Origin of the sequence: Mariniflexile sp. HNIBRBA6329 (assembly GCF_043558645.1) — a bacterium.
Classification (GTDB): Bacteria; Bacteroidota; Bacteroidia; order Flavobacteriales; family Flavobacteriaceae; genus Mariniflexile.
This window is the reverse complement of the sequence record NZ_JBIFXS010000007.1, coordinates 19,482-45,025: the sequence shown is the minus strand read 5'-3', so window position 1 is coordinate 45,025 and position 25,544 is coordinate 19,482. Positions and strand designations below refer to the sequence as shown.

The 25,544-nt window shown below is 34.3% G+C and carries 18 protein-coding genes; 5 read left to right on the top strand and 13 right to left on the bottom strand.

Going from position 1 to position 25,544, the window contains the following annotated elements; genetic code table 11:
• Positions 1 to 153: 153 nt before the first annotated feature.
• Both ACGK9U_RS09755 and ACGK9U_RS09750 read right to left on the bottom strand, forming a co-directional pair.
• Positions 154 to 1,512 carry a DUF5689 domain-containing protein gene (locus tag ACGK9U_RS09755; protein ID WP_394466187.1) on the bottom strand — a complete coding sequence of 453 codons (1,359 nt, stop codon included), beginning with the start codon at positions 1,510 to 1,512 and terminating at the stop codon, positions 154 to 156.
• Between the two features lie 34 nt (positions 1,513 to 1,546).
• Positions 1,547 to 4,315 (bottom strand): carboxypeptidase-like regulatory domain-containing protein, encoded by a 2,769-nt coding sequence (locus ACGK9U_RS09750; RefSeq protein ID WP_394466186.1) that lies wholly within the window; start codon positions 4,313 to 4,315, stop codon positions 1,547 to 1,549.
• 121 nt (positions 4,316 to 4,436) lie between these two features.
• Here ACGK9U_RS09750 and ACGK9U_RS09745 point away from each other — a divergent pair, with 121 nt between their 5' ends.
• Positions 4,437 to 5,492, top strand: coding sequence for an endonuclease/exonuclease/phosphatase family protein (locus ACGK9U_RS09745; RefSeq protein ID WP_394466185.1), 1,056 nt, complete (start codon positions 4,437 to 4,439; stop codon positions 5,490 to 5,492).
• Between the two features lie 161 nt (positions 5,493 to 5,653).
• Here the strand turns inward: ACGK9U_RS09745 and ACGK9U_RS09740 are convergent, their stop codons facing one another.
• The 10 genes from ACGK9U_RS09740 to uvrC form a co-directional block, all read right to left on the bottom strand.
• Positions 5,654 to 6,091 (bottom strand): hypothetical protein, encoded by a 438-nt coding sequence (locus ACGK9U_RS09740; protein ID WP_394466184.1) that lies wholly within the window; start codon positions 6,089 to 6,091, stop codon positions 5,654 to 5,656.
• 100 nt (positions 6,092 to 6,191) lie between these two features.
• Positions 6,192 to 8,789, bottom strand: coding sequence for a TonB-dependent receptor domain-containing protein (locus tag ACGK9U_RS09735; protein ID WP_394466183.1), 2,598 nt, complete (start codon positions 8,787 to 8,789; stop codon positions 6,192 to 6,194).
• A gap of 167 nt (positions 8,790 to 8,956) precedes the next feature.
• On the bottom strand, positions 8,957 to 10,576 hold the full coding sequence (gene pgi / locus ACGK9U_RS09730; protein WP_394466182.1) for a glucose-6-phosphate isomerase: 1,620 nt from the start codon (positions 10,574 to 10,576) through the stop codon (positions 8,957 to 8,959).
• A gap of 3 nt (positions 10,577 to 10,579) precedes the next feature.
• On the bottom strand, positions 10,580 to 11,881 hold the full coding sequence (locus ACGK9U_RS09725) for a peptidoglycan DD-metalloendopeptidase family protein (RefSeq protein WP_394466181.1): 1,302 nt from the start codon (positions 11,879 to 11,881) through the stop codon (positions 10,580 to 10,582).
• A complete protein-coding gene (locus tag ACGK9U_RS09720; RefSeq protein WP_394466180.1) occupies positions 11,839 to 12,756 on the bottom strand; it encodes a tryptophan 2,3-dioxygenase family protein in 918 nt (305 codons plus the stop codon). Before ACGK9U_RS09720 ends, ACGK9U_RS09725 begins: the two co-directional genes overlap by 43 nt.
• Positions 12,757 to 12,764: 8 nt before the next feature.
• A complete protein-coding gene (locus ACGK9U_RS09715; protein WP_394466179.1) occupies positions 12,765 to 13,547 on the bottom strand; it encodes a DUF3108 domain-containing protein in 783 nt (260 codons plus the stop codon).
• A 195-nt stretch (positions 13,548 to 13,742) separates the two neighbouring features.
• Entirely contained in the window at positions 13,743 to 14,879 is a 1,137-nt protein-coding gene (gene hppD, locus ACGK9U_RS09710) for a 4-hydroxyphenylpyruvate dioxygenase (RefSeq protein ID WP_394466178.1), read from the bottom strand.
• Positions 14,880 to 14,999: 120 nt separating this feature from the next.
• Positions 15,000 to 16,187 (bottom strand): homogentisate 1,2-dioxygenase, encoded by a 1,188-nt coding sequence (locus ACGK9U_RS09705; RefSeq protein WP_394466177.1) that lies wholly within the window; start codon positions 16,185 to 16,187, stop codon positions 15,000 to 15,002.
• 227 nt (positions 16,188 to 16,414) lie between these two features.
• On the bottom strand, positions 16,415 to 18,652 hold the full coding sequence (locus ACGK9U_RS09700) for a patatin-like phospholipase family protein (RefSeq protein WP_394466176.1): 2,238 nt from the start codon (positions 18,650 to 18,652) through the stop codon (positions 16,415 to 16,417).
• Between the two features lie 18 nt (positions 18,653 to 18,670).
• Positions 18,671 to 20,464: an excinuclease ABC subunit UvrC gene (gene uvrC, locus ACGK9U_RS09695; protein WP_394466175.1), complete on the bottom strand. Its 1,794-nt coding sequence runs from the start codon at positions 20,462 to 20,464 to the stop codon at positions 18,671 to 18,673.
• A 116-nt stretch (positions 20,465 to 20,580) separates the two neighbouring features.
• On the opposite strand from uvrC, the gene ACGK9U_RS09690 reads away from it, so the two are divergent.
• From ACGK9U_RS09690 to ACGK9U_RS09675, 4 genes are read left to right on the top strand one after another with little or no spacing between them, the layout of a single operon-like run.
• Positions 20,581 to 21,006, top strand: coding sequence for an ATP-dependent zinc protease (locus tag ACGK9U_RS09690; protein WP_394466174.1), 426 nt, complete (start codon positions 20,581 to 20,583; stop codon positions 21,004 to 21,006).
• Positions 21,003 to 21,884 carry a 30S ribosomal protein S6--L-glutamate ligase gene (rimK, locus tag ACGK9U_RS09685; RefSeq protein WP_209652434.1) on the top strand — a complete coding sequence of 294 codons (882 nt, stop codon included), beginning with the start codon at positions 21,003 to 21,005 and terminating at the stop codon, positions 21,882 to 21,884. Before ACGK9U_RS09690 ends, rimK begins: the two co-directional genes overlap by 4 nt.
• A gap of 17 nt (positions 21,885 to 21,901) precedes the next feature.
• A complete protein-coding gene (locus ACGK9U_RS09680) occupies positions 21,902 to 22,873 on the top strand; it encodes a succinylglutamate desuccinylase/aspartoacylase family protein (RefSeq protein WP_209652436.1) in 972 nt (323 codons plus the stop codon).
• A gap of 6 nt (positions 22,874 to 22,879) precedes the next feature.
• On the top strand, positions 22,880 to 23,443 hold the full coding sequence (locus ACGK9U_RS09675) for a 5-formyltetrahydrofolate cyclo-ligase (RefSeq protein WP_394466173.1): 564 nt from the start codon (positions 22,880 to 22,882) through the stop codon (positions 23,441 to 23,443).
• Between the two features lie 32 nt (positions 23,444 to 23,475).
• Here ACGK9U_RS09675 and ACGK9U_RS09670 read toward each other — a convergent pair whose 3' ends face one another.
• Complete coding sequence (locus ACGK9U_RS09670) at positions 23,476 to 25,500, bottom strand: hypothetical protein (protein WP_394466172.1); 2,025 nt, start codon at positions 25,498 to 25,500, stop codon at positions 23,476 to 23,478.
• Between the last annotated feature and the right edge of the window lie 44 nt (positions 25,501 to 25,544).

Here is a 25,544-nt window from a genome sequence, read left to right as displayed (position 1 = left end):
TTTTTGTTTGTACTTGGGTTTAAAAAAGGTAAATATGCTGTAGAATAGGACGTCGAAGGTGTTCATTTTTTATTTGGCTAATAACTATTTTTTTTCTGGGTAAATGTACTCATTATCTCAACGTCATTTCAAAACAAAAAACAGCTAAATAAATTATTTTGCAACCACTTTTACATTGTCTACTTCGTAAGTTGCAGCTGCCGATGTGGTTGAAGTGTATTTAAATGCCACAAACAAATTACCTCCTACAGCAGTTGATACATCTATACTTCCAGAATTGGTCCATTTCCAACTGTTTCCTGAAGATATAGTTGCTGAAATAGGAGACCAAGTACCACTTGTAGTTGGGTTTCTACCGGGAACGTAATCGGTACACATAAATACTTGCAATACATTACCAGCATAGTTTTGTGCTGTTTGGAATGTAAGGGTAGCTCCGGTAACGTTTGATAAATTGATAGCTGGTGTAATTAACCAATCTTCATTCGCTTTATTACCACTAGCATAACCAGACATTGCAGCACATTTACCTGGGTTACCATAATTATTAGATTGCCATACTTGAGCCCCAGTTACACTGTAAGCAGTCCAAGTTGTAAAATTAGTTTCGAAAGTTTCAACAAATAACGGGTCGCAACGGTTACCGTCCATAACCACATCATCGGTAGCGTTTAAGTTAATTACTAAATCGTAACCATTATAAGTTTTATTAATAATTCCTGAAATAGTTCCTTTTCCGTTAGTAGGTATAATGATGTTTTTAAAAGAAGCAAAGGTGCTAGATTCTAAGATGAATTCTGAAGAATCACTGCAACTTTCAATAGGTCTTTGAGAATCAAAATCATCTGTAGGATCTATATAAGGTTGTCCTGCCAATCCTATTGGAAATTGTACATCCAATAATTTTACAAACATACCTATGTGAGCTTCTGTAATTTGCGATAAGCTCAATTCTTTAGGAACCAAAGTTTCGGTTGTAGTAGATCGGAATAAATGATCTGGAATCTGGTTAGCTGTCATGGCTAAAACATCATTATCAAACGTATCAAACTTACCTCCAATAGTTATAACATCATCGCCCGTATTGGTTTCACCTATATACAATCCTTTTAAATAAATATAAACCTCTCTACCTTTGTTGAATTGATTATAAGTATCCACTTGGTTTAAAACCACTTTAAGGGTTGACGTTGGATTTGTTGGGCTGTCTTGAATAAAGAATTCTTTATAAAAATTACCTGTTTCATCACTTGAAGACACATAACCCTTTACAGCAATCTCAGACGTTATTTGAGTTGCTTCATATTGCACAAAATTGCTTTTTACTTGGGCAATGGTTTGCAATTGCACCTGTCCATTGTCAATTTTAGCCAATAATTTTTTCAAACCTTCATTTTCATCGTTACCTAGGCTAGTAGGTACTGTAAAGTCGTCATCTTGAACACACGATTGGATAGTAAAACCAGCTACTACAGCAACCATTAACATTAAAATTTTATTTATATTTTTCATGACACATTGTTTTTAATATTTTCTTATTCTTTTTTTAAAACCTTAGGTAAAAATTAACGAAGTAATTGGCACCACGGGCGTACCAGTATTTATTTCCGAATACACGGGTTGGGTTTGCATTATCATCTCTTAACTCGCGATAATTAGCATTTCTTCCTTGTTCAAAACCACCTGTTTTATATTCTTTATCTAAAAGGTTTCCAACACTGGCAAAAAAACCCACGTATTTATCGCCAATTTTCCAAGATTTTCCACCTACCAGGTTTATTACCATATAGTATTCAAACTTTTCTTGTTTTAGAAGTTCTCTTGCAACATCTTCATCATAATCGTTAAACGGTAACCCATCAGCATCTAAATAAAAATTCTCTGTTCTAGTTAAGGTATTAATATCTATATAGGTATTAGTAAAAAAGTTGGCTGTTGCACCAAACCACCAATAATCTGGATCGCGGTATTCAAAACCAACAGAATAAGCACGTTGTGGACCTCCAGCAACTTTATAATCTTTCAAATTAGCTTTACCATAGTCAATTGAACCAGTTGCCGATGTAAAACTAGCCGAGGTTAAATATAAATTTGGGTTATTATCATAAGTAAATTGTCCTACAGAAGCAGCGCCTTTTAGTTTAATAGTAGGTGTTACTTGTCCTTCAATACCTAATTCTACTCCAATATTCTTTTTATCGATACCTTGTAAAACTTGCTGAACAAAGGCAGAAGTATCATTGCTTTCTATATCTTCTCCGCTTAAACCATCGGCAAAATAGAACCCAACTTCATTAGCATCCTCAATTTTAGAATAATAGGCAGTTAATTTTGCTTTTACTATAGGTGATCGGAAAATGTAACTTGCATCCATTGCCGTTACTTTTTCCTCTTCTATATTTCTAACTATGTTATGGTTTTCTCTAGAGTTTGAATAGGTATTACGTAACGATGGCGCTTTTGTTATATACCCTCCATTTACATCTATTAAATGCTTCCCTGTTATTTTATAGGTAAATCCTGCTTTACCGCCAAAACCATTAAAGGTTAGCTCTTCACCTTTTCCATAAGATAGAGTTCCAGCAAACCTACTGTGCTCCCATAAACCTTCTCTTTGGTAAGTTGTATTTGTTACACTACCAGAAAGGTAAAAATCAATTTTATTGTATTTGAATTGGGCTTGAGCGTAACCAGAAATAACATCGGCAAATAAATTGTAGTTATATCGGTACTTATCACCTTCTCCAACAACTCTATCTGGATTTTGAGTATCGTATTGATACCCATCAAAAGAATCTACATTTAAAACACCTGAGTTTGAACCTAACAAGTCCATGATTTCTCCAAAGTTTTCAGATTTTAATTTTTTATAGTTAACCGATGCGTTCACTATAATGTTTTGATTGATTTCTGAATTTAAAATGGTGTTTAATGTAAGCTGATTATCATCACTCCTATCTTCATACAACCCATAGGCTGCGTATGTACCAGCAGCATTGTTTGTAATGTTAGCATCGTAAATTCTGCCCCAATCTATTTGTCCATCATTCAAAAATGCTTGTTGAGCTTCGTATGCTCCAGCTGTATCAGGACCATCAGGATCAGATAAAAAATAACTTGGTAGTTTTTGATAATATGTCGGACTTGGGCTAACACCTCCAGCAAAATCCAACCTACTATTTCCTATTTGACCAAATTGGTAACCAACGTTTGTGTTCAACTTCGTTTTTTTAGAAATATCCCAATAATGGTTTAACATTAAAATGGGTTCTTTAACTTTTTTTATACGCGAATTGCGTTTTTCACCATCTTGATATCCCCAATACTCGTTATACTTAATACCTTTTAAATCATACACTTCTTGAGTATTTGGTGATGATTTTCCACGTCGGTTTGGTGCATAAATAGATGTAAGGTTTAAACTGTGCTTTTCTCCAAATTGCTTTTCTAAAGAAACAAAAATCGAGTTTGAATCGTAAAACGTAGCATCTTGATACCCTTCATTGCCCCAACGTCTAGACAACATAATGGCCATAGACCATCCGCCTTTCATCAACCCCGTTGCATAACTTGCCATGGCTCTATTGGTATAACTTCTGTTTGAAGACGAGTATGTTATTTGACCTCCTTTGCGGAAAACGGAAGCTCGTGTATTCATATTGGTGGTTCCTAAAATACCTCCAAAATTATAAGCCGATGGGGTTAAACCTGGCGTTAATTCTTGGTTTCTAACCACATCGTTCAATCCGCCCCAATTAGCCCATTGTGGCCTACCATCATATACTTTGTTCATTTCAATCCCATTAATTAAAACAGAACCGTTTTCAGAATCTAAACCTCGCATTCTAAAAAACGACGAGCTAAACTCGAAAGCTGCTGTACGTTGAAATACATCCATGGAAGATGATAAAAGTCCTGAAATATTGTCTGAACCACTGGTATCGTCGGTCAATTCGTCATCAGAAAGTGTAATGGTAAACAAATCTTGCGAACTTGAAGCATCAAACTCCAAAGTCATATCGGTAATGTTTACCGTTCTAGCTTCATTTACAACTATAGGGTACCTTTTTGTAACATATCCTATCTTTGAAATTTTTAAAATCTGCTCGCCTAAAGGTACATTAGCTGAAAACACAAAGGTTCCCTTTGCGTCAGTTTGTGTCGTTTGGTTTGTTTCTTCAATGGTGACAGAAACATTGGGAATAGGCTCAAAAGATGCAGCATCATTCACACTACCTTTAATAATGGTTTGTTGTGCAAAAACAGTAAAAACTGAAAAAATTCCGAGCAAAGAAATGAGCAATTTTTTTATCATCTTCCACTTAAATTATAAATAATATGTTGTTAAATACTACTTTTTTAACAAACTAAACTTACAACATTTAAAGTAAATATTTACATTTGATAATAAAAAATTTAAATAGAATATCATGTTTATGAAAAAACTTAATTTTTATGTTATCGTACTCCACATATTTCTATATACTAAAGCAAGTTCGCAGGAAAAAAAGATCTATAAAATACATACCGTTGCTTTCTATAATTTAGAAAACTTCTTTGACCCTATAGATGACCCTACCAAATTTGACGAAGCAAGCCCTATTATGGAACTAAATGTAAATAGGGAAGAGATCTATAAAAAGAAAGTAAAAAACATGGCGAGGGTTTTAGCCGATATTGGAAAAGAAGATACCAACAACGCTCCGGCTATTATTGGCGTTTGCGAAGTTGAAAACAGAGAGGTTTTAGAAGCTATTGTAAACGACACTTTATTAAGAGATAAAGATTATGGCATTGTACATTACCACTCGCCAGACGCCAGAGGTATAGATGTAGCCTTATTGTACCAGAAAAAGCTTTTTACACCCATTTCTACAAGTACTCATGAATTAAAAATATTTGACGACCAAACCAGAAAACGTGTTTACACCAGAGACCAATTGTTAGTTAGTGGTGAATTGGAAGGCGATTTAATCCATCTTATAGTAAACCATTGGCCTTCTAGAAGTGGTGGGGAAGCTAGAAGCAGACCAAAACGTGTTGCAGCTGCCAAATTAACCAAGCATTTAGTAGATTCACTGCAATCTATAGACCCTTATGCTAAGGTTTTTGTTATGGGCGATTTGAATGACGACCCAACCAATGAAAGCATTAAAAAGGTTTTAAAAACTGAAAAAAGCAAAGACAAAGTAGGACTTAAAGGTATTTACAATCCTTATGAAAACTATTTTAAAGATGGTTTGGGCACAACGGCCTATAGGGATGCTTGGAGTTTATTTGACCAAATAATGTTCACAAAACCATTGCTTGAAAAAGATTATTCGTCTTTCAGGTTTTACAAATCTGGCATTTACAATAAAAACTATTTAATTCAAAAAGCAGGCGCTTATAAGGGCTATCCCAAACGTAGTTGGAGCTATGGCGGGTTTACCGATGGTTATAGCGACCATTTTCCTGTGTATGTGTACCTTGTTAGGGAAGTTAGCAATTAATTTCCTTTATATATAAAACAAAAAATGCAACTTTAAGAAGTCGCATTTTTTGTTATTTGTCAGGTCGATTACAGTCTAAACCTTCATGAATATTTCTTAAAAAATAAAGTTCTCGACTCCGCTCGAACGGACCATATTCAGTGTTTTTTAGAATGCATTTTTTAAGCTAACCAGATACTCCAAGGTATTCTTGATAAAAGCAATACCAACGCAATGGAATAGAAAACAGCTATTGGTTTTAATTTTGTTTTTGAAGTTAACTTCTTTTTATGTTTTGAATAACCTATAGTAATTAAAGCTACAGCTATTATATTTACTAACGGATGTTCTACTAAATACAACCTTAGCAATGAGTCTTTCATTACCCCACCGCCTAATTCGCTCCATAATTGAAACCTATCCGATACAAAATAAAGTACCAAACCAATAAGCAATTGAATGTGAGAAACAATTAAAGTGAATAATGCTATTCTAAAATCTTTAGCTTCATATTCTTTATCTCCAAATACTTTTATTAAGGCATTTACAACCGCAATAATTAACACTAAAAGCACTAAGTAAGCCCAATAAGAATGTAGCTTTAATACAACATCGTACATGAATTATTTTTTTAAAAGTTTATAACAACAAATGTAATAATTAAAAACATAAAAAAACCGCTTCCATGGAAGCGGTTTGATATAATATGATGTGATTATATTAGAAATTGTAACGCATGCTAAAATTCCATGTTCTACCGTAACCAAATCTTACCCCATTATCTACATTAACTCCTTTCCAAGCTACATCGCCGGAATCTACATGAATGTTATCTCTTGAGTTTTCAATATAAACTTCATCAAAAACATTATTGATATTTACTCGCATTTGTAATGACTTATCGTCATTTTTTCCTAATAACATTTTATATGACACGCCTGCATCAACCGTATCATAAGAGGGTAATTTAATAGCGCCTCTATTATCTTCCGTTGCAAATTCCGCTCCAGAAAAATCAGAGTTCCCATATAAATTATCATACTGATTCCAATTAGCTCCAACTTTTAAACGCGGTAAAATTTCATAATCTGCAGTAATACCAGCAGTAAATTGAGCTGCTTGTCCAATTTTTACACCATCAATATAACTCGTAGCGCCTTGAGATATTACAGCTCCTGTATCATCAGTCGTTCTTGTTGTAATGTTTCCATCGTATTTCCAATCACCAACAGACACAAATCCATTAATATTCAATCCTTCAGCAAAACGCGTAAATACTTCCAACTCAACTCCCATATGCACTTGTTTTAATGGACTTGTTTGTGTAAACTCATCTGCTTGTCCGTTACTATCGGTATCTCTGGAGCTGTAATCAATTTTATTATCCCAAGTAGTGTGGTACACATTAAGATTAGCAGACACAACATCTCCTAAAAATTTATATCCTGCTTCTAGGCCTGTAATTTTTTGGTTGCCTTCTACAAATGGGTTTAACTGATTTGAATTTCTATCATCAACAAATAAATCACTATGGAAAGGCTGACGGGAATAGTAGCCCACATTAGCAAAAACAACATTACTTGCATTTAGGTTATATGAAGCACCTGCCTTTACATTAAATCCCGGATTATTCACTTTATCTGATTCTTCCGATTGCCCTTCACTAGCAACACTTAAAAATTCTGTTCTTATGTGGGATTGTGTAGAAGCAGATCCTTGAAAAAATGCTGAAAAACTATCTTTTGCATATTCCAATTGACCAAAGACACCCATGTAGTTAATATTTTCTTCATAATCATACCCAAAACGTTGTGCATGATCATCATTAGTGTTAAAAAACACATTCCATGGATTTATGCCTCCAAAAACTTCTGTTAATTGGTAAGCACCACCATTATAATTACTAGACGCATTTACTGAATTTACTGATAAAAATTCGTTAACACTTCTAAAATGAATACCATTATACAAACGCACATCAGCACCTACATTAAGGCTTAAATTTTCGTTTAAATCATTATTGTAATTAGTTACTAAACCATACCAGTTATGGTTATTGTTAGAACCTCTGGCATAAGTAGCCACTCTACTTCCAGCGCTACCCGTACGCTGCGTTGAAGCAAAGGCACCTCTACCTGCCGATGCATATAATACGGTTGATAACGATGAGTTATCATTTATTGTTAAATCCCAACTTAAATTAGCAACTGGTTTATGATAGATGTTTCGTCCAGCTGGATATCTTCCGCTTTGTAATAAATTTGGACTATTTACACCACTGTATGAACCATTATTATTTGTAAAGCCATTAAACTTTCTTCCATTATCCAATAAGGTTTCTAAATTATAAAACCCTGAAGTTGCATGCCACTGAGGAGCACCTGTTATCATGAAATTGAATATATTATTATCATTAGCCTTATATCCTAAAGAAATAAAATAGGTTTGTCCTTGTCCATCGGTATCTTCAACGTAACCTTCACCTTGCCAGTGACCTAATAAAGCTGAAAATGCCCATCCGCTTTCCATTAATCCAGTTGAATATGATGCTGTTGTTTTTGTGTAATTATCATTAGCAATCATTTGTTGTAAAAAGCCGCCTTCTTTTCTATCAATTGTTTTAGTCACAATATTTACGGTACCTCCAACAGAAGATATTGCTAATTTAGAAGACCCTAAACCTCGTTGTACTTGAACTGCTTGTGCTACATCTAAAACTCCGGACCAGTTAGACCAAAACATCCTACCATCCTCAGGACTGTTAATTGGTTGCCCGTTTAATAAAAATGCTGTATTAACTTGATCAAAACCCCTTAAGAACATTTGCCCTTCACCAAAGCCTCCACCTTGAATAGATTGAACAGATGGGGTTGATTTTAAAACTTCTGGTAAATCTGAAGTTCCTGTTTTTTCTTGAATTTGATTTGCCTTAATCGTAGAAACCGCAATGGGCGTCTTTCTTCCCTCCGCTAGATCGATAACACCAGAACCAATAATCACAACCTCGTCAAGTGAATTATCTGGGGTTAATTTAATGTTACCCAAATTAGTACTTCCAGTAAATTTTAAAGTAACTGAACTGTAACCAACAAAAGAAATAACGATTTGACCGGTAGGTGTAGTAGTTTCTAATTTAAACTTACCGTCAAAATCTGAAGAAACACCATTGGTAGTTCCTTTTTCAACAACATTCGCTCCTGGTAGTGGCGAATTAAGTTCGGCATCCATAATAGTACCTGTTATAGTACTTTGAGCCATCATAACTGTAGAAAACAATAACACTACAGCCATCAATAAAAATTGAGTAGTTTTTTTCATAATAAAGATTAATTAAATGAATTAGTCGCTGCAAAATTAAGTATAAATATCGCATGATTATTATGTAATTGTTAACATATCAGATTCTTATTATATAAATAAAAAAGCATTTATAATTTTCATATAAATGCTTTTTTTTAAGAATATTATTAAGAATTTCCTGCTCTTTAAGACATCTTCTTGTAGTGATTCAATAAATTTTGGGTTGATGAATCATGGCTGTTACCTACGCTATTGTTAAATTCTTGTAGAATTTTACTAGCTAATTGCTTGCCTAACTCTACACCAAACTGGTCATAACTAAATATGTTCCAAATAATGCCTTGTACAAATATTTTATGCTCGTACATCGCTATTAATTTACCTAAACTTTCTGGTGTTAACTTGTTAATAAATATAGTATTTGTAGGTTTATTGCCTTGGAAAACTTTAAAAGGCTTTAATGTTTCCGAAGCTCCTTCTGCCAATACCTCTTCTTCTGTTTTTCCATTTAACAATGCTTCGGTTTGCGCTAAAAAGTTAGACATCAATTTATCTTGATGGTCTTGGTTTCCGTGCAACGATTTTGTAAAACCAATAAAATCGGCAGGAATCAATTTAGTTCCTTGATGTATTAATTGAAAGAATGCATGCTGTGAATTGGTTCCTGGTTCTCCCCAAATAATAGTACCTGTTTGGTAATCTATTGTGTTGCCTTTTCTATCAACACTTTTGCCATTACTTTCCATAATACCCTGTTGAAGGTACGTAGCAAATTGATTTAAATATTGAGAATAAGGAATAATAGCCTCACTTTCAGCTTTAAAAAAGTTATTGTACCAAACGCTTATTAATGCTAAAACAACGGGGATATTGGTTTTAAAATCTTCATTTTTAAAATGCTCGTCCATTTTATTGGCACCTTGCAACAAGCTATCAAAATTTTTATAGCCAACGGCTAAACTTACGGTTAAACCAACGGCGCTCCATAATGAAAAACGACCTCCAACCCAATCCCACATTGGGAAAATATTGTTTTCATCTATACCAAAAGCTTTTACATTTTGAATGTTGGTTGAAACCGCTACAAATTGTTTAGCAATCGCTTCTTCATTAGCCGATTTTAAAAACCATGCTTTCAACGTATTGGCATTAGAAAGCGTTTCTTGTGTTGTAAACGTTTTTGAAACTATTACAAACAAAGTTGTTTCTGGGTTTAGTTTTTTAATAACTTCGTTTACGTGGTCGCCATCCACATTGCTCACAAAATGAGTTGTTAGGTGGTTTTTGTAGTATTGAAGTGCATCAACCACCATAGCTGGACCTAAATCGGATCCACCAATACCAATATTTACCACATCGGTAAACGCTTTTCCTGTGAAACCTTTAAGTTCGCCATTTACAACTTGATTTGTAAACGCTTCTATTTTTTGTTTTACGGCATATACTTCGGGCATTACATTAACGCCTTCTACCTTAAAATTGGCATCTTTAGGCGCACGTAAAGCAGTATGCAATACGGCACGACCTTCGGTTTCATTTATTATTTCGCCAGAAAATTGACTTATAACGGCATCTTTCAACTTTACCTCATCGGCTAATTCCAACAGATACTTTAAAGTTTCTTCAGTAATCCTGTTTTTGGAAAAATCTACATAAAAATCATCCCAATTAATGGTGAATTTATTTGCCCTGTCTTTATCTTGAGCAAACAAATCTTTCATATGATTATTACTAACTTTATTAAAATGCTCTTGAAGTTTTTTCCAAGCATTTGTTGTTGTTGGGTTGATAGTTGGTAGTGCCATAATTTATTCTTTTTGAGTTACAGTAGTTTTTACCTCTTTTTCCTTTGAATCATCAAAAATAGGTAACGCATCTAATTTAACCTTTATTGGTCTGATAAAATTTAAATAATCGCCTTTTAAAGATTCAGCAATTGGCTCTGATTGTGATAATTTTTCTTTGAACGGATCGACCTGTTTGCCATTTTTCCAAAAGCGATAGCATACGTGTGGTCCACCGGTATTTCCCGTCATCCCTATCCAACCAATGACATCGCCTTGTTTTACGTGCTGACCAACACTAACTTTACGTTTTTGCATATGCAAATATTGGGTTTCGTAAGTGCTATTGTGTCTAATTTTTACATAATTACCGTTACCACCTTTATACTGCGATTCGGTAACTGTTCCATTTGCCGTGGCTAAAATAGGGGTTCCAATAGGTGCCGCAAAATCAGTTCCTTTATGGGGTCGCAAAGCAAAACCGTAGTAAGCAATGCGCCTGTTTAAGTTGTATTTAGATGATATTCTGCTAAATTGCACAGGTGCTTTTAAGAAGGCACGTCGCAAATCTTTAGCAGCTTCATTGTAGTATTCGTATATGTTTTTAATAGAATCCGTTCGATACCTAAAGGCATAATATGGTGTGTTTTTATGGTTAAAAACTACAGCTTTTACATTATGTACACCTGCATAAATAGTATCATCAATATATTTATCGGTATAAATTACTTTATACGAATCTCCTTTTTGAAGCCTTGTAAAATCGATAGTCCAAGCATAAATTTGTTCAGCCAACATGTTGGTTAGAATAGGGCTAATGCCTTTTTTATCTAACTCTTGGGATATGCTGCTATTTAAAACACCTGTAACCGATTTCTCTACATATTTAATTGGTTTTCTACTTGTATAGGCGTGAATGGAATCTTGAAAACTTATAACAACAAATTCTTCTTGATTGGGTTGATAGATGAAATGTTTGGGAATTTCCAAAGTATCTTTAGAACAAAGCAATGTGTATGGTTTTCCTATTTGAAGGCGTCTAATATCGAATGTGTCTCTTGCTTTTTCTGCAATTGAAAAAATTCTTGGATAACCAATTTTGTTACGCTCTAAAATAACACCAAAACTATCACCGCTTCTTACGGTATCTCTTTTTACAACAAAATCGCTTAAATTAAACCCGAATTCGTAAATATCGGCAGGCTTTTCTACAACTGGTACTACTTCAACAGGCTGCTCTTTTTCTTTACACGCAATAATGCTTAATAATGCTAATAAAACTACTAAATATTTACTCCCCATTCTTCTATTTCTTGCTTTGTCCATAAGTCCGGAAAAAATATTCTTTTTTGATACTTTGGATGCATGTATTTTACCCATTCACTTCCTCCTGTTGCTTCGGCGGTTTTTCCGCCAATATTTAAATAATGATTTGCTGTATTATAATGAGCCATAACCCATTTGATGTTTACCGTATAATCAAAATGGCGCATGGCGTTAATTAACTCTTTGTCTTCCCTAGCTTCTTTAGGAAGCTCTTTAAATTTAGAGTATAAATTATTTGTGCTATAAAACTGGGCAAATCTAATAAATTCGTCTTTATATCTTTCTTCAAAAACTGTTAATGTGTAACTTTTTTTGCCTGTTTTATAATTCTTTCCAGCGGCTTGCCAATATAAATGCTCGAAAGCATTTTCATAGGAAGAATTTCTATCGATTGTATCCCTGAATCGTTTGTCTATTAAGTTTATCAATTCAGTAGAAGCAAATTCAATTTTTCTGTATTGGGCACTTTGAAATCCGCTAGCTGGTGTTAAAGTTGCTCTAAATTTGTTGTATTGATCAACGTCCATACCATCTTTCATAATGCTAAATGAAGAAGTAAGCATATCGAAATAACGACTGATACGCATGAGTTTTGAGGTAAACAATTCAACGGTCAACTCTTTGCTTTTTGCTACTTGGTCAATTTCAACAAGCACCATTTTAAACAACAACTCGTTTATTTGATGGTACATGATGAATACCATTTCGTCTGGAAAAACGGTACGCTGTATTTGAAGATTCAACAAGGCATCGGTTTGAATATAATCCCAATAATTTATGGGTTTACTGTGTAATAGACCTTCTAAATAAGCTTCTAAATCTTGGTCTATTGCCTCGTATTTGTCTTTAAGTTGGTCGTTTATTTTAGATTTCAAAATATCTTTTAATTATCAACAACTATTTTAAAAGGGTGTTTTAATCCTTTGAAAGCTTCTAATTCGGCACGTAAAGAACCCACCCTTAAATCGGCCCTAATACGCAAAGGTATTTTATTTTTATCTTTTGACACCCAAAGTGTTAAACTTTCTTCTTCTTTAAAAACGCGTCCCGCCATAACATAAGGCCTGAATTTTAACGACTCTATTTTACCAAAATCGGTATCAATAATTTCTGTTCCTAAATACTTTAGTTTGAATCCGTAATTTTCTTCATCAAAAAACATATCGGTACGTATCTCATCACCTATTTTCAAAGCGCTTATATTAATTTTATTACGCAAATAATAGTAAGTTGATACCATGTCTTGAACGTTTGGTTTGGTCTCAAACTCGGTTTTCGTTTTTTTCTTTTTATCGTTTACATAGGCCTTGTTATTTTTTTGATCAAAATCCACCTCTAAATCTTTGGTATGCCCACCTTCATCTATATTTCTAATGAATTTATATGGCAGTAGCGTGGTTCTATCAAAATAGCTTTCATAACGGTCTTTTACTTTAAAAAACCATTTTATCATGCCCGACGTCCACCCTTTTCCTATTACATGGTACACATCTTTATTATCAAGTTTCGTTTCCTTTACATAAAGCGTGGCATTTCCTGCTTTTAAAAAGCCACTATAACTCATTTTAAACTGAAACCATTCACCATCACCAAATGCCGATTCCTGTTGTGCAAAGGTTGTTTGTGTGATTATTATTGCCGATATTACAAGTAGTGTCTTTTTCATCTTTATTGAGGTAATTGTAATTACATTCTTGAATTACATTGTTATGTTATTTATAGGAATTTGCAATTACTGTTCCAAAAATATAAAAATTACTTTTACCGTTTCAATTTAAAAGAAGACCATAACGTTAATTTGTTACTGTATTTATAAAAAACTATCCGAAATATTTTAATATGAAGTTGTGCAAACAGAAAGCTAAAGCGTTCCTCTATTGGCCTGTTCGCGTTCTATAGATTCAAAAAGTGCTTTAAAATTTCCTGCACCAAAACCCCTTGCTCCCATACGTTGAATAATCTCGAAGAATAATGTTGGTCTGTCCTCTACAGGTTTTGTAAAAATTTGTAATAGGTAGCCTTCTTCATCGGCATCAATCATGATACCTAAGCCTTTAAGTGTTTCGATATCTTCACGCAATTCATGATTATGCTCGTGTAAACGCTGTGGCACTGCCTTATAATAAGCTTCGGGTGGAGTTGATAAAAACTCGACACCTCTTGATTTTAACTGACTCACTGCTGTTATAATATCATCGGTTGCAACCGCTATATGTTGCACGCCTGCGCCTTCGTAAAAATCGAGATATTCTTCAATTTGAGAACGCTTCTTTCCTTTTGCGGGTTCATTTATCGGGAATTTTATGCGTCCATTGCCATTGCTCATCACTTTGCTCATTAAAGCAGAGTATTCGGTATGTATTTGCTTATCATCAAATGACAAAAAATTTTCAAAACCCATAACATCTTCATACCATTTTACCCACGTATTCATTTGCCCCCAACCAACATTGCCAACCATATGGTCTATATATTTTAAACCCACAGGTTCTGGATTGTATTCAGATTCCCATTTTCTAAAACCTGGTAAAAATGTACCCTTATAGTTTTTACGCTCTACAAACATATGTACCGTTTCTCCATAGGTATAAATACCTGCTCGTACTACTTCGCCATGTTCATCTTTTTCAACAATAGGTTCCATATATGATTTTGCACCTCTACTAGTGGTTTCCTGATACGCTTTTTTAGCATCTTCAACCCAAAGTGCAATGACTTTTACACCATCACCATGTTTAACTATATGCTCATTTATGGGTGATTTGCTGTTTAAAGGTGTAGTAAGAACTAACCTTATTTTATCTTGTTTAAGCACATAACTTACTTGGTCTTTTGAACCTGTTTCCAGACCTTTATAAGCATACGATTGAAAACCAAACGCTGTTTTGTAAAAATGCGCTGCTTGTTTGGCATTGCCCACGTAGAATTCTACATAATCGGTTCCTAGAAGTGGCAAAAAATCTTGTGCACCTTCGAATATTTTTTCTAATGTATACATAGTATAAGCCCCTCTAAATCTCCCCTAAGGGGAGAAACTCAAGCAGGGTAATTGAGTATTTTATTTATACTGTTTTATTTCATTGAAATACTTCTCGCTAAAAACTCAAATCATGAGTAATCAGTTCCCCTCCTTTGGAGGGGTTAGGGGAGGCTTCAACCACGATTTATAATAATCCTCATCGGCAATTTTCATACCTTCTTCGGTTACCATAAGCGGCTTAAAAGTATCTACCATAACTGCAAGTTCATCGGTTTTGGTTTTTCCTATGCTACGCTCGGTAGCTCCTGGATGTGGCCCATGCGGAATACCTGCGGGATGTAGCGAGATGTAACCCGCTTCAACATCGTTTCTGCTCATAAAATCGCCATCTACGTAATACAACACCTCATCACTATCTATATTGCTATGATTATATGGTGCAGGTATGGAAAGTGGATGGTAATCATAAAGTCGCGGTACAAAACTACACACCACAAAGGCATCGGTTTCAAAAGTTTGATGCACTGGTGGCGGTTGGTGGATGCGCCCCGTTATGGGTTCAAAATCGTGAATGGAAAATGCATACGGGTAATTGTAACCATCGTACCCTACTACATCAAAAGGGTGCGATGCGTACACCATTTCTATAATATCGTCTTGTTTTTTTACTTTTATTAGGAAGTCGCCCGTTTCGTTATGGGTTTCTAGTTCTTGTGGCTTACGGATATCGCGTTCACAATACGGCGCATGTTCTAACAACTGCCCAAACCAATTACGATAACGTTTTGGTGTGTAAATGGGGCGACGCGACTCAACAATAAACAGCCTATTATCTTCCGTATCAAAATCTATTTTATAAATAACACCTCGTGGCACCAACAAATAATCACCGTATTTAAAATCGAGATTCCCTAACATGGTTCGGAGTTTTCCCGAACCTTTATGGATGAAAATTAATTCATCTGCATCAGTGTTTTTATAAAAATAGTCTTGGGTTGCTTGTTTAGGTGCCGCTAAAATAATGGCACAGTCTTTATTTACCAATACTGTTTTTCGGCTTTCTAAATAATCGTGTTCTGGTTTTATTTGAAAGCCTTTCAACTTATACGACTGTATGTTGTTTGCTTTGGCTATTTTAGGCGCTATACTGTATTGTTTTTTTATTTCTTTTACTTGCGTGGGTCGTTGCTCGTGGTAGCTATTAGTGTACATGCCATCAAACCCAATAGTGCCAAATAACTGTTCGGAATACAAACTGCCATCTGGTTTTCTAAATTGGGTATGGCGTTTATGTGGAATACTTCCTAATTTATGATAAAAAGGCATACTTTAAAAATTTAAAAGTTAAAAGTATAATGTTCAAAGTTGAGCCCTTCGACTGTGCCCAAGGTGACATTGAACTAAAAATCAATTACATATAAAGATACAATAAAGTAGGCTTATTCAGGATTTCTCTTGATAAGGAAGTGCAGAAATAGTAATAAGTCTTGCCAAAAATGTTGCATAACCTAACAAATATCGTGAAAAAATTACGGAGATAGTTTAAGAATTTGTTAAAACCAGAAACCAACATTAAAAAACCAATAGCTCTGGTTTTCTTCTGGTGAATAACTGCATTTTGCTTGAATTGGACCAATAAACGTTTCGATGGCGTAACCTAAGGCGTAACCTCTGTAATCGGGTAACGTGAACCATTCGCCTGTTTCAAAAATATTATCATCAACATTTGCCCAGTTACCTTCTAAAGTGATGTGATGCTTTTTAAATAGTTGATAATCGGCAGTTAAAGATGCTTTTACAAAACTATTCCCAGTAAGGGAAATATAATCGTAGCCTATAAACGGAATAAAGTTATTTATTAAATTATTGCCATTTCCTCCCAAAGCAAAATCTAAAGCTTGGGTTGATCTGTCGCCAATTTTAAAGCCGCCTCCTGTTTGTAAATTAAAAGCCAATTTTTTTGAAACACTAAAGGCATAACCCATATCTGCCTTTGCAAGTGAAAAATTCTCAAAAGTTTCATTAAATGAGGATGCGTATAAATACATATGTAAATCACCATCAAAATACACGCCTCTACTTGGAAAATATTTATTGTTGTAAGTATCTAATTTTAACCCGCCAAAAACACTTAAGTAATCGGTGCTTTCGAAAACAAAACGATTGGTTCTATTGTTGGTTGTAAGTGTTTGTGTTTTTATTTCCAGGCGTTTGTGTTCTAAACCAGCACTTAAAGCAAAATCTTTTCTAAATAAGGTTTGTACATATATTTGATTGGTTTGATCTTGTAATTTCGCATCAATTTTGTTTAACTCTGAACCCGTTAATTGAGCATCGTCTAACAGTAGTTTTGCGCTAATATCCTTATTAAATTGATGGTACCTGGATTTTAAACCAACACTCCAATAGAAACCATTATCAATAAAATATTCAAAATTATAGCGTACGTTATCACCTAAAATAACATCCAACGAAGCCAAATCGTTATCAAACAACCATCTTTTTTTTGTGAAATTAACTAGTGCGGCACTTTTATACAAATCATCATAATGTATTCCTAGTTTTAAAAAGGTGGTGGTTTTGGTTTCGTTTAAATTCGCTATTAAATCATAGCCTTCTTTATCTTCGCTTCTATTTAATTCGTATTCAAAAGAATCGAAGTTGTTTGTAGCTACCAAATTATTAATGCCTTTGTTGAATTTTTTGTAGCTGATTTTTTCGTTACTTTTTAATTTCAGCTTACCTAAAACATACGCTCTGGTATATTTTTTATTTCCTTTTATAACTATGTTATTAATAGTAATACTATCGTTTGCAGCATAATTAACTTTTGATTTTAGGCCTGATTGTATTTGATTTTTAGCAACCAATTTGTTTAAAACATGCGCTTTTTCAATAGTAGCTTGTTTACCATTTTCAATAATTTTTGAACCCTCACTAAAAGATACCACGGAATAATCTTTAATATCCGGCTTAATATAAATATCGGTTTTCTTAATCTTCAATTTCATATCATTAATCGTCCTGAAATTGTTTATTTGAACCAACACATCTGGTGCCGATGTTAATTCTTCCCTGGTTGCCAACCCATCTTGCACATCTACTCCAATAATTACGTCCATGCCTTTGGCACGCAACTCATCTACTGGGTAATTATTAACCACCCCACCATCAATTAGCACTTGACCATCAATGATAACTGCCTGAAATAAAGATGGTAATGCACCACTTGCCATCATAGATTGCGCTAAATTACCCGAATCCAACATAACGGCTTGTCCTGTCTCTATATTAGTAGCAATACAGAAAAATGGTATAGGCAACTTACTAAAATTGTTAATTTCACTAACATGTAATGTGAGTTCTGAAAATAAACTATAGGTGTTTTGACCTCTTGATAATGCAGAAGGTAATTTAATTTTAAAATTTTCAAACGGTAATGTTACGGCATACTTTTCAGAATTATCACGCTCATAAAATGCTTTCGAATCTCTTGGTAAATCGTCATTTATTAAATTATCGAAATCTATGACTCTAAAAATTGAATCGAGCTGATTTCCTGTATAACCTGAAGCATAAAGCCCTCCAATGATAGCACCCATGCTTGTTCCTGCAATATAGTCTACCTTTACACCAAGACTATCAATTACTTTTAAAACACCAATATGCGCCAACCCTTTGGCACCTCCTCCGCTTAACACTAAACCAACTTTAACCCCGTCGTTTTCCGTGTCTTGAGAAATTCCCTCAAAACAAACAAAAAACAGTATTAAGGTTAAAATATATTTCATGTGTTAATTTTGAATGTTCTATTTATTATGGTAGTAATTATATATTTTTTCAGCTCTAGATACTCCAACAACTGGTTCTAACTCATCTAATTTTGCATTGGCAACACGTTTTACCGATTTAAAATGTTTAAACAACTCTACAATCGTTTTTTCACCTATGCCAGGAATTGTTTCCAACTCTGTATTTAACGCACTTTTGCTTCGTTTATTCCTATGGTGTTCTATTCCAAAACGGTGCGCTTCATTTCGTAATTGTTGTATGACTTTTAGCGTTTCGCTTTTTTTATCTAAATATAGTGGAATTGGATCGTTTGGGTAAAATAATTCTTCTAAACGCTTTGCAATTCCGATGATTGCTATTTTTCCTCTCAAACCCAATGCATCCAAACTTTTTAAGGCTGATGATAATTGCCCTTTCCCTCCATCTATGATGATGAGTTGTGGCAAGGGTTGCTCTTCATCCAACATGCGTTTGTAACGGCGGTATACCACTTCTTCCATGGATGCGAAATCGTCTGGACCTTCTACCGTTTTAATATTAAAATGGCGGTAATCCTTTTTACTGGGCTTTCCGTTTTTAAAAACCACGCAAGCAGCAACGGGGTTGGTTCCTTGAATGTTCGAGTTATCGAAACATTCTATATGTCGTGGTTCTTCATGCAACCTTAAATCGGCTTTCATTTGTGCCATAATGCGGTTGGCGTGCCTATCAGGATCTACAATTTTATCCTGTTTGAACCTTTCCATACGGTAATATTTGGCATTTCTAAGCGATAAATCCAATATGTGTTTTTTATCGCCCAATTGTGGCACGGTTACTTTAATGCCTTCACCCAATTCCACTTTAAAAGGCACGTATATTTCTTTTGATTTTGAATGAAAACGTTGACGAATTTCTGTAATTGCCAACTCTAACAACTCAACATCCGTTTCATCCAATTTTTTCTTAATTTCCAAAGTATGCGAACGGATGATGGATCCGTAAGATAACTGTAAAAAATTGACATACCCGTAACTTTCGTCGCTCATTATGGAAAATACATCTACATTGCTGATTTTTGGGTTTACAATGGTTGATTTTGCTTGGTAATTTTCAAGAATTTCTATCTTTTCCTTAATTTTTTGAGCTTCTTCAAAACGCATGTCTTCAGCATATTGTTTCATTTGAAGCTTAAATTGCTGCAACGAATCTTTAAAATTTCCTTTTAAAATTTCTTTGATGTCCTTAATGTTTTCGTTGTATTCCTGTTCGGTTTCCAAACCCTCGCAAGGACCCTTACAATTTCCTAAATGAAATTCTAAACACACTTTATACTTGCCTGCTTCAATTTTATTTTCAGCTAAATCATAATTGCAATTTCGCAACGAATACAGCCCTTTTATTAAATCCAACAGGGTATGAACCGTTTTCATGCTGGTATAGGGGCCAAAATATTCCGAGCCATCCTTAAAAACACGGCGGGTAGAAAACACTCTAGGGAAACGCTCGTTTTTTATACAAATCCAAGGGTACGATTTGTCGTCTTTCAGCATTACATTATACTTGGGCTGATACTTTTTAATGAGGTTGTTTTCCAACAACAAGGCATCGGTTTCCGTATCTACCACAATGTGCTTGATGGTGTCAATTTTTTTCACCAGCACACGCGTTTTACCATTATCGTGTGTTTTTGTAAAATAACTACTAACCCGCTTCTTTAAATTTTTGGCTTTTCCAACGTAAAGAATAGTGCCATCAGCATCATAATACTGGTACACCCCTGGTTGATTTGGTAAGGTTTGTAATTGTATTTCTAAAGTAGGTTTATCCATTAACGTAAAGGTAATTATTTTAATTTTTTATTGATAAAATACGCCTGCATAAATCTGTTAAACTTTTGAAGCTACCTAACTATTCGTTACATTGCAGCACATTTTAAAACCATAAAATGAACAAAAAAGTAATTGGTAGAGTTGATAAAATAGATTTCCCTAAATTGGGTCTATTCAATATTGATGTTAAAGTTGATACGGGCGCTTATACATCTACCATTCATTATGATGAAATTATTGAAGATAACAACACATTACGATGCATTTTTAACAGTGATAAGCATCAAAATTTTGGAAAAACCGAGATTATTTTTAACGAATACTCGAGCACCGTTGTAAAAAGTAGCAACGGATTGAAAGAAAACCGATATAAAATAAAATCTGAAGTCATTTTTTTTGGAAAAACTTATAAGATTAATCTAACTTTAAGCACACGTAATGACATGAGATTTCCTGTGCTAATTGGCAGGCAATTTTTAAAACGGAAATTTCTGGTTGATGTAGATTTAGAAAACGTTTCCTATAACACAAAACCCCTATGAACATAGTCATATTATCAAGAAATTCTAATCTATATTCAACCGACCGACTTGTTGAAGAAGGTGAAAAACGAGGCCATAAAGTTGAAGTGATAGACCCCTTAAAATGCGATATTATTATTGAAAGGGAAAAACCAACCATATATTACAAAGACCGCTATTTAGATTATGTTGATGCCGTAATTCCTAGAATTGGCGCCTCCATCACCTTTTACGGGTGTGCAGTAGTAAGACAGTTTGAAATGATGAATGTGTTCACCATCGCAACGTCCGATGCCATACAGCGTTCTAGGGACAAGCTCCGCAGTTTACAGCGCTTGAGCAAAGCCGGAATTGGCATGCCAAAAACCGTTTTTACCAATTACTCACGTGATGTTGAAGAAGTGATAGAGCATGTTGGCGGTGTACCCGTTATTATAAAATTACTGGAAGGCACACAAGGTTTGGGGGTTGTTTTAGCTGAAACCAAAAATGCTGCCGAATCGGTTTTAGAAGCTTTTAATGGTTTAGAAGCCCGTGTTATCGTTCAAGAATTCATAAAAGAAGCCAAAGGTGCCGATTTACGCGCTTTAATTGTAGATGGGCAAGTTGTAGGCGCCATGAAGCGCCAAGGGAAAGAAGGTGAATTCCGTTCAAACTTACATCGTGGCGGTTCAGCCCAAGTTATAAAACTAGATGAGCAAGAATTAAAATTGGCTATGAACGCATCGCGTGTTCTTAAACTTCCTGTTTGTGGGGTTGATATGCTGCAATCGGCACGTGGACCGTTGCTTTTAGAAGTAAATTCTACACCCGGTTTAGAAGGTATTGAAGAAGCTACAGGTAGAAATATTGCCAAAAGCATCATCACGTACATTGAAAAAAACAGACACCAGCGTTAAAATAAATTAGGTTTCGTATGACTTTAGTGAACAATATTTTAACTATTCTAGACACCAAAATATATCCCGGCGAAAGCAAAGAAATTGATTTTGATGTTGCCAATCTTCACACCTCATCACCCGTAAACGTTCCCATTATTATTGAACGCGCTAAAAAACCAGGGCCTATCGTGCTGTTCACTGCAGGCATTCATGGTGATGAAGTAAATGGTGTTGAAATTGTTAGGCAACTCATAGCCAGTGGCATTAACAAACCAAAAATTGGTACCATTATTTGCATTCCCGTCATCAATGTTTTTGGATTTATAAACTTAAAACGCGAGTTTCCCGATGGCAGGGATTTAAACCGTGTGTTTCCGGGTACGGTTGATGGCTCTTTGGCCAGTAGGGTTGCCCATAAACTCATACACGATATTGTGCCCTGTGTAGATTGTATTATCGATTTTCATACAGGTGGTTCCGGACGTTTTAACGCACCTCAAATACGTATTTCAAAAGAAAACAGACATCTTAACGAGTTGGCTAAGGTTTTTGCTGCACCCTTCGTTTTGTATTCTAAAAACTTAAATAAATCGTTTAGAAACAGCTGTTACAAATTAGGAAAAGCCATGTTGCTTTTTGAAGGCGGTAAATCGTTTCACATAGATGAGAATATTACCAACCATGGCGTTAATGGTTCAAAACGTGTTTTAAAACATTTAGGGATGCTAAACTCGCAAGCTAAAGCTACTAAACCAAAAAAAGACACCGTTTTTATTAATGAAAGCCGTTGGCAACGTGCTAGTTTTTCGGGCATGTTTAGAGCCACTATTGCCATTAGCAGCCATGTAAAAAAAGGCGATGTTTTAGGATACATAACCGACCCCTATGGCAAATTAAACCAAGCCGTAAAAGCCCAAAACTCAGGATATATAATTAATGTGAACGAATCGCCCATTGTTTACCAGGGGGATGCTTTATTTCATATTTCCACAAAACTTAAACGATAGAAACACATGCTTAAAGCCGAATTACGGAAAAAATATAAAAAGCTTCGTAATGCGTTGTCAACAACCCAAATTGACGATTTAAGTATAGCTATTGCCAATCAACTTTTAAAATTACCTATTTGGGAACATGCATTCTATCATGTTTTTTTAGCTATTGAAGAACACAAAGAAGTAAATACCGATTATATTCTGAATATCCTTTCGGGAAAAGACAAGCATATTGTTATTTCTAAAAGTGATTTTGAAACGGGTTTAATGACAAACTTTCTTCTAACAGATAATACCGTTATTAAAAAAAACAGTTACAATATCCCTGAACCTGTTGATGGCATTGAAATTTCCAACGATAAAATAGAAGTGGTTTTTATACCGCTTTTAGCTTTTGATAAACAAGGAAACCGTGTGGGTTATGGCAAAGGTTTTTACGATCGTTTTTTAGCCAATTGCAAACCCGAAACCATTAAAATTGGCTTATCTTTTTTTGAAGCTGAAAATGAGATTACTGATGTTTTTGAAAGTGATGTTAGGTTGGATTATTGCGTAATGCCAAAAACCATTTATCGATTTTAATTCTTTTTTATCTTTTTAAGGTTTAACGAGATTTATTTGATAATCTCAACAAACAAATCGGCAACATCACTTGTGCGATAGTCATAATACCGTGTTCTTGGAAATCCAGAAGACAGGCTTACAATATTTCCTACATCATCTTCAGCTACATACAAAGGATATCCTTTTGTTGCAAGTTTAGACAACCCTTGGTTGCTGATATCATAAACCACAAGCTCCTTTTTAAAATGATTATAATTACCATTTGTGCCAACATCATTATTAGTTCCAAAAATCTTAGTTCCTAATTTATTAAAATTCAATGTTATTACTGGATTCGGATAACTTGCAACCACCGAATAATTTACCGATGAATAAATTGTATTTCTGTTTTTATTTAAAATTAGGTTACTGGAATTATTTACAGCAATATCACTGTTGTATCTAGCATACATCGGCAACTGTTTAATGCCATTGTTTGTTATTTGTCCTTCAGAATTAATTGTATATTGAATAGCTCTGCCTTCATTATTATGGCTTAATAAAATAGTATTTGCATCCATTTTAGTAATCTCATAGTTAAAGCTTCCTTGGTGGTCTGGAAAGTGTAATTTTTCATCTATTTTTAAAAATTCACTTCCATTCCTTTTATAAGTTTTAACGTAATCACCATCAGCAACCACCCAAATATTATTACTTAAATAAGCGAAACTATTAACTAAAGAATTGTTAGGTTTTAACGCATACTTATATATCAAATTACTTGCATCATATACCCACAAATCGCCTCCTTGAACAAAAAGAAGTTCTTTTCCGTTTTCCGAAGTTATCAGTTTCATTTCTGTATCTGTAGAACTAGTAGGCATCTTAAAAGCTTCCGCGGCTATTTTTTTATTTAAATAATCATACTTTACAAGTCTCATTTCATTTTTAATAGACTTCCCATACAAGAAAAACGATTTACTCTGTGCATCAAAACTCAAAAACTTAAAATTATTAAAATCTAGTATTTCATCTCTAGTAAAACCAATTTTAATCATATTTTTAGTCATATCCAAAGGGCTACTATTCCCAAAAATATTATGAACATAAATGGAGTAAACCGGGTTGTTTACATAGGGTGGATTAAAATCTGTAAAGCTTGTAACATTTACATCTTCAATAATTTTAACGGTTTGAACGTTATAGCTTGAGCTTGTATTTTGGTCTTGTACCCGAATTTCATAATGTGAAAAGTAGTATCCGGTATATTTTTCCCAAGAAATTGTAATAGAATTATCATTATAACTGGAATTTACAATAGCAACATTTTTAGGAATGATAGATTCTGTGTTTATATACCATGCATTACTTTCACCTAACAACCCTTCATCGGTATAAATTTTCAAGAAGTAGCAAAAACTTCCTGCTACAGGCGGATTTTCATCTATAAAACTAGTTAAATTAACATCTTCAATCGTTTTAATTAATTGTGCCGAGTTTACAGAACAGCCGTCATTACTTCGGAATATTTCATATTTTATGAATGAATTATAACCATTATACTGGTTCCATTTAAACTCAATATGACTAGAAAACATAGGTTCTTCTACCCTAGTAAAAGACGATGTATAAATATCAAATTCATTTGGAGGTAAATACCTGTAAGCTGTAAATGTATAGGGTTCGTTAACATTGTCTCCATCAAAATCAAGCATTGCGGTAAAAACAAAATTAGTAGCACTTAAACTATTAATTGTAACTATTTGGGAACCTGTATTTTCAAAATCGGATAAGGTAATGATCCCATTATTCAATGCCCATTTTAGTTTATTTTGAGTTGGCTTGCAGGTTGCAGATTCTTGAAACAAAAACTCATCATACTCTTGATTTTCTCTGTAAATAAAAAAATCGCGGCCACATTCTTGTATATTCACTGGCACATCTGCTGTTCTTCCTTGGCTTTCTACTTTATAAATAGACCACACGCCATATAAATTTTCCTTTTTGGCATATTTCAAAATACTCTTAGTAGAGTCTATATCATCAGTAGTACAAGAAATAATAAAAACAAAAATCAAACAAACAATTGATACCAAAGTTTTAATATTGCTATACATAAAAACTTCACATTAATTTAAGT

Coding starts and splice junctions, on each gene's coding strand:
- ACGK9U_RS09755 (WP_394466187.1), bottom strand. CDS start 1,512: ATGAAAAATATAAATAAAATTTTAATGTTAATGGTTGCTGTAGTAGCT.
- ACGK9U_RS09705 (WP_394466177.1), bottom strand. CDS start 16,187: ATGCCTTTTTATCATAAATTAGGAAGTATTCCACATAAACGCCATACC.
- uvrC (WP_394466175.1), bottom strand. CDS start 20,464: ATGGATAAACCTACTTTAGAAATACAATTACAAACCTTACCAAATCAA.
- ACGK9U_RS09675 (WP_394466173.1), top strand. CDS start 22,880: ATGCTTAAAGCCGAATTACGGAAAAAATATAAAAAGCTTCGTAATGCG.
- ACGK9U_RS09715 (WP_394466179.1), bottom strand. CDS start 13,547: ATGAAAAAGACACTACTTGTAATATCGGCAATAATAATCACACAAACA.
- ACGK9U_RS09700 (WP_394466176.1), bottom strand. CDS start 18,652: ATGAAATATATTTTAACCTTAATACTGTTTTTTGTTTGTTTTGAGGGA.
- ACGK9U_RS09735 (WP_394466183.1), bottom strand. CDS start 8,789: ATGAAAAAAACTACTCAATTTTTATTGATGGCTGTAGTGTTATTGTTT.
- rimK (WP_209652434.1), top strand. CDS start 21,003: ATGAACATAGTCATATTATCAAGAAATTCTAATCTATATTCAACCGAC.
- pgi (WP_394466182.1), bottom strand. CDS start 10,576: ATGGCACTACCAACTATCAACCCAACAACAACAAATGCTTGGAAAAAA.
- ACGK9U_RS09750 (WP_394466186.1), bottom strand. CDS start 4,315: ATGATAAAAAAATTGCTCATTTCTTTGCTCGGAATTTTTTCAGTTTTT.
- ACGK9U_RS09740 (WP_394466184.1), bottom strand. CDS start 6,091: ATGTACGATGTTGTATTAAAGCTACATTCTTATTGGGCTTACTTAGTG.
- ACGK9U_RS09725 (WP_394466181.1), bottom strand. CDS start 11,881: ATGGACAAAGCAAGAAATAGAAGAATGGGGAGTAAATATTTAGTAGTT.
- ACGK9U_RS09745 (WP_394466185.1), top strand. CDS start 4,437: ATGAAAAAACTTAATTTTTATGTTATCGTACTCCACATATTTCTATAT.
- ACGK9U_RS09690 (WP_394466174.1), top strand. CDS start 20,581: ATGAACAAAAAAGTAATTGGTAGAGTTGATAAAATAGATTTCCCTAAA.
- hppD (WP_394466178.1), bottom strand. CDS start 14,879: ATGTATACATTAGAAAAAATATTCGAAGGTGCACAAGATTTTTTGCCA.
- ACGK9U_RS09680 (WP_209652436.1), top strand. CDS start 21,902: ATGACTTTAGTGAACAATATTTTAACTATTCTAGACACCAAAATATAT.